General features: G+C 67.6%; 7 protein-coding genes. 3 read left to right on the top strand and 4 right to left on the bottom strand.

What is annotated here, in order from left to right; genetic code table 11:
• Positions 1 to 9: 9 nt before the first annotated feature.
• Together AC56KW_RS05640 and AC56KW_RS05635 are read left to right on the top strand one after the other, a co-directional pair.
• Complete coding sequence (locus AC56KW_RS05640; protein ID WP_497169751.1) at positions 10 to 4,680, top strand: pilus assembly protein; 4,671 nt, start codon at positions 10 to 12, stop codon at positions 4,678 to 4,680.
• Between the two features lie 110 nt (positions 4,681 to 4,790).
• Positions 4,791 to 6,467, top strand: coding sequence for a peptide chain release factor 3 (locus tag AC56KW_RS05635; RefSeq protein ID WP_497169750.1), 1,677 nt, complete (start codon positions 4,791 to 4,793; stop codon positions 6,465 to 6,467).
• Between the two features lie 38 nt (positions 6,468 to 6,505).
• Here AC56KW_RS05635 and AC56KW_RS05630 read toward each other — a convergent pair whose 3' ends face one another.
• From AC56KW_RS05630 to AC56KW_RS05620, 3 genes are read right to left on the bottom strand one after another with little or no spacing between them, the layout of a single operon-like run.
• Positions 6,506 to 7,507, bottom strand: coding sequence for a DUF3108 domain-containing protein (locus AC56KW_RS05630; protein WP_497169749.1), 1,002 nt, complete (start codon positions 7,505 to 7,507; stop codon positions 6,506 to 6,508).
• 51 nt (positions 7,508 to 7,558) lie between these two features.
• Positions 7,559 to 8,197 (bottom strand): hypothetical protein, encoded by a 639-nt coding sequence (locus tag AC56KW_RS05625; RefSeq protein WP_497169748.1) that lies wholly within the window; start codon positions 8,195 to 8,197, stop codon positions 7,559 to 7,561.
• 7 nt (positions 8,198 to 8,204) lie between these two features.
• Complete coding sequence (locus AC56KW_RS05620; RefSeq protein WP_497169747.1) at positions 8,205 to 8,831, bottom strand: outer membrane beta-barrel protein; 627 nt, start codon at positions 8,829 to 8,831, stop codon at positions 8,205 to 8,207.
• 270 nt (positions 8,832 to 9,101) lie between these two features.
• Here AC56KW_RS05620 and AC56KW_RS05615 point away from each other — a divergent pair, with 270 nt between their 5' ends.
• Positions 9,102 to 10,517 (top strand): methyl-accepting chemotaxis protein, encoded by a 1,416-nt coding sequence (locus tag AC56KW_RS05615; protein ID WP_497169746.1) that lies wholly within the window; start codon positions 9,102 to 9,104, stop codon positions 10,515 to 10,517.
• Positions 10,518 to 10,542: 25 nt separating this feature from the next.
• Here the strand turns inward: AC56KW_RS05615 and gcvP are convergent, their stop codons facing one another.
• Entirely contained in the window at positions 10,543 to 13,437 is a 2,895-nt protein-coding gene (gcvP, locus tag AC56KW_RS05610) for an aminomethyl-transferring glycine dehydrogenase (protein WP_497169745.1), read from the bottom strand.
• Between the last annotated feature and the right edge of the window lie 17 nt (positions 13,438 to 13,454).

The raw sequence follows: 13,454 nt of genomic DNA, 5'->3' as shown, positions 1-13,454 counted from the left end.
GGAATGCGCATGAAACGCCTGCTTGCCGTACTCGTCCTGCTGTTTTCGCTCCCGGCCTGGGCCGGGCCGACCGCCATCGCCCAGCTGCCGCTGCTGAACATCAGCGGCAGCGGCACCGTCCAGCCGAACCTGATGCTGCTGTACGATAACTCGGGCTCGATGAATTTCAATTACACGCCCGACTACGTCAACCTCGCCAGCACCTGCCGCCTCGGCACCACGATGGAAGACGACACCACCGCCTGCGTGGCCGGCCATCCGCCTTTCGCCAGCGCCGACTTCAATCGCCAGTACTACGATCCGAAAGTGCGCTACATGCCGCCGCTGAAGGCGGACGGCACCTATTTCGAGGACCTGGACGCGGGCGCGACGAGCAACTGGACGGCGGTACCCAACGACAAGTTCGGGGTGAACCGCACCGACCTGCTGGGCAGCCGCAACAGCACGTCCACCACCAACCTGGTGTCCGGTTTCCCCGACCTGAACTGGTGCGTCAGCCGCAACAGCAGCTGCGACTACAACCGCACCGGCTATACCTATCCGACCAACTCGCGCGACTACGCGCAGTATTTCTATTCGAACCCGTACTACTACACCATCAACGTCGCGGAATATTGCCTCGATGCCAGCATGACCGATTGCCGCCCCGCGAACGCCAGCGGCGGTCCGCCCAGCGACCGTTACACCGTACCGGCGCGCGTGCGCTTCTGTAACTCGACCAGGCTGACCAACTGCCAGGCCAAGTATGTCGGCGACTATATCTATCCGCGCTTCTCGGGCGCCAACCAGGTCGCGCCATGGTACGGCACCATCACCATCGGCGCCTCCGCCGGCAACGGGGCGCGCACCATCGAGAGCGTCACCGCGGCCGGCGTGACGGGGGCCGAGGTCATCACCGCGCGCGAGGTGAGCGCCGACAACGGTACCAATAGCGCCGACAGGCAGATCGCGCTGGCGCGCGCGCTCGCCCGCTCGATCGTCGACAAGACCGGCTTGACCGACCAGTTCACGGCCTGCCTGATGTCGCCGGGGACCAGCGGCGTGCCGTCGTGCGCCGCGCTTGGCGTTACACTGGCCGGCGACAATGTGGTAGGCGTGCTGCCGATCGCCTGTGCCCAAGGCGCCACCAGCAAGGCGATCGGCGACTGCATGCTGGTGACCGACAACAGCCGCGCCGGCACCAACCTGATGGTGGCCAGCGGCACCGGCGCCACCGCGCTGCTGTCCATCAGCGGCACCACCAACGGCAGCAGCACCCAGGTGATCAGCAATTTTTCGCTGAACCGGGTGGCGCTGTTCGCGCGTTCGCTGAGCCTTGAACGCGGCAAGAGCGCGGCCTGGGTGGCCGACCGCATCCGCGACTACATCAACGAATCGGTCGGCAGCCGCGGCACGATCCGGGCCTATGTCGGCGGCGATGCCGATTCCTCGCCATTATGCCGGCGCCAGCAGAACACGACACTGTGCGTGATCGACTCGTCCGACAATGCCGACGGGTCCAGTGTCAGCTATGATGGTCCAACCAACAATACCGCCAACCGGCGCAATCTTTTGACCCTCGACAAGGTGCCGGCGGTATCGGACGTCGTGGCCACCACCACCACCAGCCTGGGCGTCTCGGTGTTCGTGCGCACCGATATCGTGGCTTCGCGGTCGGTCTACCCGCGCCACCCGAACCGTACCGATTGCCCCGGCGCCTTCTGCACCTATGCCCAGGAGATGACCAACTTCGCGAACTGGTACGGCTACTACAAGACCCGCAACCAGATGATGAAGACCTCGGTCGGCCAGGCCTTCGGCCCCATCAACGACAAGTACAACGTCGGCCTGGTGGCGCTGTCGGTGGCGGCCGTCGAAGGCACCATGAACCCGCCGAAGGCGTTCGCCGGCAAGGAACGCACCAAGTGGTACGCCGACCTGTACGACATGAACACGTCGGGTGCGACGCCGGTGCGCCAGGCCCTGCATGCGATCGGCAAGATGTACGCCAACCAGGCGCCCTACGAAGTCGAGGGCGACGCCCGGGTGGTGAAATACGCCTGCCAGCAGAACTTCACCTTCATCACCACCGACGGCTACTGGAACGGCGCCGCGCCCGGCGGCATCGCCAGCAACGACAACAGGCACGACCCGTCCCGCTTCTGCCTGCAGTCGAAGGGCTGCGTCGACAAGCGCAGCCAGAGCGTGCCGTCGCTGGCCGATATCGCCCTGTACTGGTACAACGGCGGCTGGGACGGCCGCGACCCCAGGCCGACCGTGCCTTCGCTGCGGCCCGACCTCGAGGGCAAGCTGGGCGCCGTGCCGGCCGCCGGCGGCGAGAACAACCGCCTGCACATGCGCACCTACGCGCTGGGCCTGGGCGTGGACGGCATCATGAACTACGAGCCGAATTACGACACGCTGCCGCTGCCCACCGGCGACCTGTACAAGGTGATCAGCGAGCAAAAGACCGGCTGCCCCTGGAACAGCAACGGCCCCTGGGTCTGGCCCGATCCGGTCACCCGCGAGAGCAGCGGCTCGGCGGCCTACCAGTCGCGGGTGGACGACCTGTGGCATGCCGCGATCAATGGCCATGGCAAGTATTTCTCGGCCTCCGATCCGCTGCAGGTGGTCGAGGGCCTGCGCTCGGCGCTGGCCAATATCGAAGTCAAGACCGGCGCGGCGGCGGCCGCCGCGACCTCGACCCCGAACATCTCGCAGAACGACAACGACATCTTCTCGGCCACCTTCACCACCGTGCGCTGGACCGGGCGCCTGGCCAAGCGCACCGTCGATGTCGCGACCGGTGAAGTGAGCCCCACCGAGCTGTGGAACACCTCGGACGTGCTGGGCGGCAGTGTCGACGCCAGCAGCGACGAGCGCCGGATCTATATGCGCAACCCCGTGAACGGCGCGCGCGCCAACTTCCTGTACGCCGAGATGGGCGTCGAGAAGGAGTGGTTCGACAACAAGTGCAGCGCGCTGACCCAGTGCGCGACGATGTCGCCCGCCAACCGCCAGATCGTCAACAACGGCGCCAACATCGTCAATTGGCTGCGCGGCCAGCAACAGCATGCGGACGACATCGTGCTGCGCTCGTTCAGCCGCACCACGGTGGCCGAGGGCGGCGCCGGCGATTCGCTGCCGATCGTGCTGGGCGATATCGCCTCGTCGAAACCGGCCTACCTGCGCGAACCGCGCCGCAACTTCGATCGCGATGGCTACAGCGACTACAAGATCGCCAACGCCAGGCGCTCGGCGACGGTGTTCGCCGCCGCCAATGACGGCATGCTGCACGCGTTCAACGCAAGCAGCGGCGAAGAAACCTGGGCCTATGCGCCTCGCATCACGATGAAGAAGCTCTACCAGCTGGCCAGCACCACCTACGGCACCAACCACATCTTCTCGGTCGACGGCTCGCCCGAGGTGGCCGACGTCAAGATCGGCGACGCCTGGAAGACGGTGCTGGTGGCCGGCCTGAATGCCGGTGGACGCGGCTACTACGCGCTCGACGTCACCGATCCCGACGACCCCAAGCCGTTATGGGAACTGTGCGCCGACAGCGCCGTCTGCAGCGGCATCCACCATGAGGAGCAGCTCGGCTACTCGTTCGGCAACCCGCAGTTCGGCACCATCAAGGACGAAGCGAACGGCGAGGAAAAATGGGTCGTGTTCCTGACCTCGGGCTACAACAACATCCCGGGCACGGACGGCGTTGCCGGCGGCGACGGCAAGGGCTACCTGTTCGTGGTCGACATCGCCAGCGGCAGGGTGCTGCGCAAGATCAGCACCGATGTGGGCAGCGTCGGCACGCCATCGGGCCTGGCGAAGATCACCGCGATCACCAACGATCCGAACAATGATCCGCTCGTGACCTACGTCTACGGCGGCGACAACACCGGCAAGATGTGGCGCTTCGACTTCACCGAGCCGGGCACGACCACTCGCGTGCTGATGGGCGACGCCGGCGTCGACAAGCCGTTCACTACCCGCCCCGAAGTGACCGCCTGCCGCGTCGAGACCCCGGTGCTGGACGACAACGGCGAGGCGGACGACAGCGGCAAGACCGTGGCCAAGGCCCAGCGCGTGGTGGTATTCGGCAGCGGGCGCCTGCTGGACCTGGTCGATGTCGCCAATACCAGGCTGCAGAGCGCCTATGTGCTCAAGGACGGAGGAACGACGATCGGCGCCAGCGAATGGCCTGGCTCGACCATGGTCAAGAGGCAGCTCGTCCGGATCGAGGACGAGGAACAGGAAGAGCAGGACGAGGGGGAGGAGACGATCAAGAAAGCGGTGCCCTACAGCATCTCGGGTGACGACGTCGACCTGGCGCGCCAGGACGGCTGGTACGTGGACTTCGACCAGAACACGGGCGAGCGGGTCAACCTCGATCCGAAGGTCGTGGCGGGCACCGTCAACCTGGTCACCAACCTGCCGAGTTCCTCGACCGAGTGCTCGGTGGGCGGCACCAGCGTCATGTACCAGCTCAACGTCTGCAGCGGCCGCGCCGCCTCGCCCGACGGCATCGCCGGCTACCCGCTGGCGGCATCGGCTGCGGTCGGCTTCATCGTGGTGCGCCTGCCGTCGGGCGCCCTCAAGACCATCACCACCACCGCCGACGGCAGCATGGTGACGGGCCGCTTCCCGCCGTCCGAGACCACCGAGGCGCACCGCGCCGGCTGGCGCAGGGTGCGCGACTAAGCCTGAACGATCGGGGGCGCGCGCGGCGTGCTCCCATTAGTTCACACGGGAGGGGGCGGAGACGGTAAAATCGAGGGTTTTCTTCCCAGGGCCGCCAGAAGGGCTCGACTATGGCCAACGACACCGATATCTCCGCCGCGAACGACCTCCCGCACGCCGGCGACGACACCTCCAACGCTACCAGCCGCCAGGCCGGTTCGACCGCGCGCGAAGTCGCGCGTCGCCGCACCTTCGGCATCATTTCCCACCCCGACGCCGGTAAGACGACGCTGACCGAGAAGCTGCTCCTGTTCTCGGGCGCGATCCAGCTGGCCGGCACCGTCAAGGGCCGCAAGAGCGGGCGCCACGCGACCTCGGACTGGATGGACATCGAGAAGCAGCGCGGCATCTCGGTCGCGTCCTCGGTGATGCAGTTCGAATTCCGCGAGCACGTGATCAACCTGCTCGACACCCCGGGCCACCAGGACTTCTCGGAAGACACCTACCGCGTGCTGACCGCGGTCGACTCGGCCCTGATGGTGATCGACGCCGCCAAGGGCGTCGAGGCGCAGACCATCAAGCTGCTCGACGTCTGCCGCATGCGCGACACGCCGATCGTCACGTTCATGAACAAGATGGACCGCGAGACCCGCGATCCGCTGGAGCTGCTCGACGAAGTCGAATCGGTGCTCAAGATCGAGTGCGCGCCGGTGACCTGGCCGATCGGCATGGGCAAGAACTTCCGCGGTGTCTACCACCTGCTGAAGGACGAGATCATGCTGTTCAAGGCGGGCGAGGAAAAGGCCGATGGCGCCTTCGAGATCGTCAAGGGCATCGACAATCCGAAGCTGGCCCAGATGTTCCCGCTCGAGATCGAGCAACTGAAGATGGAAGTCGAGCTGGTGCACGGCGCCTCGCACGTGTTCGACCTCGAGCGTTTCCTGTCGGGCGTGCAGACCCCGGTGTTCTTCGGTTCGGCGATCAACAACTTCGGCGTGCGCGAGATCCTGTCGGCCCTGGTCGACTGGGCCCCGGCGCCACGCGAACGTGACGCCACGGTGCGCGCGGTCGAGCCGACCGAGCCAAAGTTCTCGGGCTTCGTGTTCAAGATCCAGGCCAATATGGACCCGGCCCACCGCGACCGCATCGCCTTCCTGCGCGTGTGCTCGGGACGTTTCGAAAAAGGCATGAAGGTCAAGCACCTGCGCCTGGGCCGCGACGTCAAATTGTCGTCCGTGGTGACCTTCATGGCCTCGAGCCGGGAACAGGTCGAGGAAGCGTATGCCGGCGACATCATCGGCCTGCCGAACCACGGCAATATGCAGATCGGCGACAGCTTCTCCGAAGGCGAGATGCTGACCTTCACCGGCATCCCGTACTTTGCCCCGGACCTGTTCCGCACGGTGCGGATTCGCAATCCATTGAAAGTGAAGCAGCTGCACAAGGGCCTGCAGCAGTTGGGCGAAGAGGGCGCGGTGCAGGTCTTCAAGCCGGTGCTGGGCTCGGACCTGATCCTGGGCGCCGTCGGCGTGCTGCAGTTCGAAGTCGTGGCCAGCCGCCTGCTCAACGAGTATGGCGTCGATGCGGTGTTCGAGAGCAGCAGCATCAGCAGCGCGCGCTGGATCTCGAGCGAGGACAAGAAGTCGCTGGCCGACTTCGAGAACCAGCTCGGCCACCAGGTCGCCTACGATGCGGCCGGCAATATGGCCTTCCTGGCGACGTCCGGCGTCAACCTGCGCCTGACCCAGGAACGCTGGCCCAAGCTGGTGTTCCACGCGACCCGCGAGCACGCGGCCAAGCTGGCTTGACCAGGGCGTAACACCCGGGACGGCGCTACGCGGCCGTCCTATTCTTCCGTGAGCTCCTGGACCGGATCGATCGCGGCCGAGGCCAGGGTCTGGGTGCTGACCGCGCCGTCGGAATCGGTCACACGCAGTTGCACCGGCATCCAAGCATGCTGTGGCGCCAGCCACAGTTCCAGGCGCGCCGCGCCATGTTGCGCGATCCGCGCCAGGCGCAGCGTGTCGAGCGGCCCGGCGCCGGTCTCGATCCGTTCGCGGCCCAGCACGCGATAGCGTTCGACGCCGGCGCCGCCCGCGCCGCCGACCCAGAACTCCAGTTCCTTGCGTACCTGGCGCGCGTCGCCCAGGCCGATGCCGGCCAGTTGCAGCAGTACCGAGGCCGGGTCCTGGCTGCCGGGCACGAGCTGGTCGGCGCCGCCTTCCGGGCCCGCGATCGTGCCGCCGGCGCGATCGAAGATAGTCGTTGCCTGGCCGGTTCCCACGGCGCGCAGCGCACGGTCCGGCGCGATGCCGGCATCGTCGACCCGGCCTTCGCTCGCCAGCGTTCCCACTATCCCGTCGATCTCCACCATATAGCGGTTGCCGTCGCTGCGCCAGCGCATGCTGGCGCTGCCCGCATCCTGGGGTGTGCCGCCGGGTGCGCTGCGGGTGACCGTGTAGTCGATGCGACCCGAGGGCGGCGGGGTCACGCGATAAGTGTTGGGCATCCTGGCCGGGGCCACGTCGCCCTGCGTCTCCGGCGGCGCCGGCGCGACCACGGGCGCGGGCAGGGGCACCTCGTTGTCCGCAGCCTCGGTGGTCGGCGCCGGGACCGCTTCCGGCGTGACGGCATCCGGCGCCGGCAGGTCGGGAGCTTGAGGCGCGGACGCCGGCGCGCTTGGGGCCACCTCGACCAGGTGCAGCGCCAGCGCGGGATTGCCGATCGTGAGGGCCGGCGGCGCGAGGCGGGCGTCGATCCAGGCGATCGCCAGCAGGTGCAGCAGCAGCGAAGCGAGGCAGGTGGCCAGCAGGCGCCGGTAGCGCGCCGGGAAGCGGGGAAATCTCATGGGCGCTAGTGTAGCGCGGCCGCGCGAGGCAGGGTGCGGCAAGGCCTGGCGTCAGAAGCCGAGGCTCAGGTTGGCCTTGACCCGGCTGCTGGCATTGGTCGCGTTCTTGAAGCGCTCGGCGGCGTGGCCGTGGTTCTCGAAAGACCCGTCGAGAGTCACCCGGTCGCTCACCTTGTAGTGGGCACCGACGCCGGTGTACAGGCCGACATCGGCGCCCTGGAACTGGCCGCGCCGGTGTTCGCTGCGCGCCACGCCCAGCTTGCCCCAGGCGCTCAGGCGCTCCCCCAGCGGCTGCGTGATCCTGGCCGCGACATGCGTATTGAAGCCGTGCAGGCCGATGGCGCCGGTCGTGTCTTCGGGATCGCGCTCGTTGACGGGGCGGAAACCCTGGTCGAGCAGGTTGACGTAGCCGGCCTCGAAGGCCAGTCCTGGTGTCATGGCGACGCCCATCAGCAGCCTGGGATCGGTCTTGAACAGGCCGGCGAACATCCGGTCATTGGGGTTGGCGCTCATATTCCCGCCGTAGACGCGCGGGAAGGTCTGGAGGCCGGATTCGCGCGGCGCCGAGAAGACGGTGCGGGGGCGGGTATCGGCCAGCGCCACGGGCGCGGCCGGTTCAGGCGCTTGCGCTTGCGCCGGCGCGCCGGTAAAGGCGATCGCGGCCAGGGCGAGGGCGGTTGGCTTCATCATGCGTCCTTCAGAACCCCATCTTGAGGTTGGCCTTAACGCCGTCGCGCACGTCCTTGAACTTGCTGGCGGCATTGCCATGGCGCACGAAGTCGCCGCTGACAGTGGTGCGTTTGTCGATGTTCAGCTTTGCCCCTACGCCGGTGTACAGGCCGGTGTCGGAGCCGGCCTCGACGCCGCGGCCTTTTTGCTCGGTGTAGGCGATGCCGGCCTTGCCGTAGGCTGACACGCCACCTCGCTCCGGCAGCGCGTACTTGGCGGCGAGATGGTTGCTGGAGCCTTTCTCGCCGAGGGCGACGGCCGCATCGGCCGGTTTGTTCGGCTCGACCTTATGCAGGTCGCGGTCCGGCAGATTCAGGTAGCCGCCTTCGATGGCGACATTCGGCGCCACCTCGACCCCGCCGAGCAGGCGCGGATCGCGCCGCATGTCCTTGAACACGTGGTCGCCCGGCTGGGCCGCCACATCGCCTCCGTATACGCGTGGGTAGGGCTGGTGGCTGCCGGCGAACGGGTCGGGCCGGGCGGGCTTGCTTCGTTCGAGCTGGGCCCGTGCTGGCGTTGGATCGGGCACGACTTGCGCCTGGGCGCAGGCGGCCGCCAGGCAGCTCAGGAATACGGTGGTCAGGCGGATGTTCATCGGGCGTCCTTGATGGGGGATAAGGCGGGATGTTTGCAAGGATACACGAGGTTCGGATGGCGCCGCATGCAGCCCGCATGCCTTGGTAAGCGAATGTTACCGGCGCCATCGTGCGGCCTGGTCGCGTCATTGCGCGGTCACAAACGCGGGGCCCTGGCCACGACGTACATTCTGGACTACGTTCAAGAAATATTGCATTCCAGACCGAAAAGGAGAGCCCATGATCATGCCGCCACACCGCCCTGTATCTTCCCCGGACTGGCGCTGACCATGCTGGCGCGCCTGCGGATCGGTCCCAAGCTGCTGCTCGCCCCCGGCGCCGTCCTGGCCCTGCTGCTCGTGCTGTCGTGGGTGACGTACCACGCAATGGTGCGCCAGAACGATAGAGTCGAATGGATCGTGGGCCAGCGCGCGACCAGCATGCGCGCCGCCAGCACCCTGGCCGCGCAGACGCACAAGGCGCATGCCGACATCTATCGCCTGCTCAGCTGGATGGGCGGCGGTTTTCCGGTGGCGCGCACGGAACCGCTGGGCCAGGATATTCTGGCCCAGCACCGGCGCATCGAGGCCGGCCTGGCCGTGCTTGGCCAGCGCACGCTGACCGAGTCCGAGGACCGCCACGTCGAGCAGGCCGCGCTGGCGCAGCTGCGCTATGCCCGGGCGGTGCGCGAAGTGATCGCGCTGGCGCCGCTGGACGCGTCGATCAGCGCCAACGCCATGCAGCAGGCCGAGCGCGCGTTCGCGCTGGTGGCGCAGCACCTGGCCGACCTGGGCGCGCTCGAAGAAGCGCTGTCGCGCGACGCGTCAAACAGCGCGCAGGCCGACTTCCGGATGATGTCGGTGCTGATGCCGGCCGTGCTGCTGCTGGCGATCGGGCTGTCGCTGGCGATCACTTTCGCCGTGCGCCGCATCCTGCTGGCCGAGATCCGTGGCATCGGGCTGGCCGCGAGCGGCCTGGCCCGCGGCGACCTGACGCTGCGCCGGCGCCAAGGCCATGACTACGGCGGCGACGAGATCGCCGACATCTCGCGCCAGCTGGACGCCGGCATCCGCAATCTGAGCGACACCCTGCGCTCGATCGGCGAATCGGCGCGCCTGATTGGCGCCGCCTCGTGCGACATCAAGCTGGGCAGCCTGAGCCTGGGCAGCCGCGCCGTGTTCCGCGCCAGCGCGCTGGCCGACACCGAGGGCGCGCTGCGCGAGCTGGCGGCCGATGCCGGGTTCGGCGCCAACCAGGCGCGCACCGCCAATCGCCTGGCGGCGGCCGCCAGCCGCGAGATCCGGGCCATGGTGGCGCAGTCGGTGGCCGGGATCGAGGGCGGCGCGGCCAGGGCCCTGCATGCCGGCAGCAGCATGGAGCGCGTCGCCGGCACCGTGCGCGAGGTGGAAGACATCGCCGCCCGCCTCGGCGACGCCGGCGCCGGCCAGGCCACGCGGCTGGCCGAGGTCGGCCAGGCGATCGTGCGAATGGACCAGGTGACACGCCAGAACAGCGCCCTGGTCGAAGAGGCCGCGCGCGCGGCGCGCACGCTGCAGACGCAGGCGCTGGCGCTGTCGCGCACGGTGGCGGGGTTCAGGCTGGAAGAGGAAGAGGAAGGGGGGCGCGGGCCGCGCTCCAGGCACGGGACGCGGGTCGCAAAGACGACGACGGCGCCGCACTTGCGACTCGCATCGAGCCGCAAGTGACAAGCTTGGTCAACGCGCCGCGCGATTACTCGTAATCGCTGATCGGCGCGCAGCCACAGAACAGGTTGCGGTCGCCGTACACATTGTCGGCGCGCCCGACCGGCGGCCAGTACTTCTTCTTGCGCAGGCCGGCGACGGGGAAGGCCGCCACTTCGCGGGTGTAGGCATGCTGCCAGTCGTCGGCGGTAACGACTTCGGCGGTGTGCGGCGCGCCCTTGAGCGGGTTGTCCATGCGGTCGTATTCTCCGCGCTCGACCTTGACGATCTCGGCGTGGATGGTGATCATTGCCTCGATGAAGCGGTCGATTTCGGCTTTCGATTCCGACTCGGTCGGCTCGATCATCAGCGTGCCCGGGACCGGGAAACTCATGGTCGGCGCGTGGAAGCCGAAGTCCATCAGGCGCTTGGCGACGTCTTCGTTGCTGATGCCGGTCTTGTCCTGCAGCGGACGCAGGTCGATGATGCACTCGTGGGCGACCAGGCCGTCGTGGCCGGCGTACAGCACCGGATAGTGCGGCGCCAGGCGGCGCGCGATGTAGTTGGCGTTCAGGATCGCCACCTCGGTCGCGCTGGTCAGGCCTTCGGCGCCCATCATCGCGATATACATCCACGAGATCGGCAGGATCGAGGCCGAGCCGAAGGCGGCGGCGCTGACCGCGCCGATGCCGTTCTCGTCGCGCACGTAGCCGGTCGAGAGCTGGTTCGGGAGGAACTTCGCCAGGTGCGCGCCGACGCCGATCGGGCCGACGCCCGGGCCGCCGCCGCCGTGCGGAATGCAGAAGGTCTTGTGCAGGTTCAAGTGGCTGACGTCGCCGCCGAAGGCGCCCGGCGCGGCCAGGCCGACCAGCGCGTTCATGTTGGCGCCGTCGACGTAGACCTGGCCGCCGTGCTGGTGCACGATCTCGCACAATTCCTTGATGCCTTCCTCGAACACGCCGTGGGTCGACGGGTAGGTGACCATCACGCACGCCAGGTCGTTGCTGTACTGCTCGGCCTTGGCCTTCAGGTCGCTGAGATCGACGTTGCCGTTCTCGTCGCAGGCGGTGACCACGACCTTCATGCCGACCATGCTGGCTGACGCCGGGTTGGTGCCGTGGGCGGACGACGGGATCAGGCACACGTTGCGGTGCGCTTCGCCACGCGACTCGTGGTATTTCTGGATCACCAGGAGGCCCGCGTACTCGCCCTGCGAGCCGGCGTTCGGCTGCAGCGAGATGGCGGCGTAGCCGGTGGCGGCGCACAGCATGGCTTCGAGCTGGGCGATCATCTCGCGGTAGCCGATGGTCTGGTCGTTCGGCGCCAGCGGGTGGACGTTCGAGAACTCGGGCCAGGTGACCGGCACCATCTCGGCGGTCGCGTTCAGCTTCATGGTGCACGAGCCGAGCGGGATCATGGTGCGGTCGAGCGCGAGGTCCTTGTCGGCCAGCGCGCGCAGGTAGCGCAGCATCTCGTGCTCGGCGTGGTAGCGGTTGAAGGTCGGGTGGGTCAGGTACGCGCTGGTACGGGCCAGCGCGGCCGGGAAGGCGTCCGCCACACCGGCGTCGAGCTGGTCGATGTCGATGGCGTCCTTGCCAGCTGCGCCGTTGCCGAATACGGCCAACAGGTTCACCAGGTCATCGCGGGTGACGGTTTCGTCGAGCGAGACACCGACGGTGCTGGCGTCGATCTGGCGCAGGTTCAGGCCGCGCGCGGTGGCCTGCTGGTGGATCGCCTGCGCGTCCTGCACGCGCACGGTGACGGTGTCGAAGAAGGTCTGGTTGGCCAGCTCGAGTCCCAGCTGTTGCAGGCCGGCGGCCAGGATGGCGGTCTGGCGGTGCACGCGGCGGGCGATGCGGGCCAGTCCTTGCGGGCCGTGGTAGACCGCATACATGCCGGCCATCACCGCCAGCAGCACTTGCGCGGTGCAGATGTTCGAAGTGGCTTTTTCGCGGCGGATGTGCTGTTCACGCGTTTGCAGCGCCAGGCGGTAGGCCGGGTTGCCCTGGGCGTCGACGGTGACGCCGACCAGGCGGCCCGACATGCTGCGCTTGAATTCGTCGCGGGTGGCGAGGTAGCCGGCGTGCGGGCCGCCGAAACCGAGCGGCACGCCAAAGCGCTGGCTGTTGCCGACCACGACGTCGGCGCCCCATTCGCCCGGCGGGGTCAGGACTGTCAGGGCCAGCAGGTCGGCAGCCACGATCACCATGCTGCCTGCGGCATGCAGGTGCTCGACAGCGGCGCGGTAGTCGCGCACTTCACCGTCCACGCCCGGATATTGCAGCAGCACGCCGAAGCAGGTTTCTTCGAGTTTTTCGATGTCTGCGGGGGCGATGGTGCGTACTTCGACGCCAATCGGCTCGGCGCGGGTCTCGATGATCTCGCGGGTCTGCGGCAGCACGTCGTCGGCGACGTAGAACACCTTCGAGGCCGACTTGCCGACGCGCTGGATCAGGGTCATGGCTTCGGCGGCGGCGGTGCCTTCGTCGAGCATCGACGAGTTGGCGATGCCCATGCCGGTCAGGTCGGTGATCGCCTGCTGGAAGTTCAGGATGGCTTCCAGGCGGCCTTGCGAGATCTCTGGCTGGTAAGGGGTGTAGGCGGTGTACCAGGCCGGATTCTCGAAGATGTTGCGCAGGATGACCTTTGGCGTGTGGGTACCGTAGTAACCCTGGCCGATCAGCGATTTCAGCACCTTGTTCTTCGACGCCAGGCCTTTCAGGGTCGCCAGCGCTTCTTCTTCGGTGCGCGGTTCGGCGAACTGGCCCAGGTCCAGCTTGTCCTTGCGGCGGATATTGGCCGGGACCACGGCGTCGATCAGGGCCGCGCGGGTAGCGTAGCCGAGGGTCGACAGCATGGCTGCCTGTTCGGATTCGGAAGGGCCGATATGGCGCGGGATGAACGAATCGCGTGCTTCAAGTTGGGTGAGGCTGGAGCGGGTCATGGTAGAAGGAGTCTGGC

Source organism: Telluria sp. RT2P19, assembly GCF_059685725.1.
The sequence above is the reverse complement of the archived record's forward strand: the minus strand, read 5'-3'. Positions and strand labels throughout refer to the sequence as shown.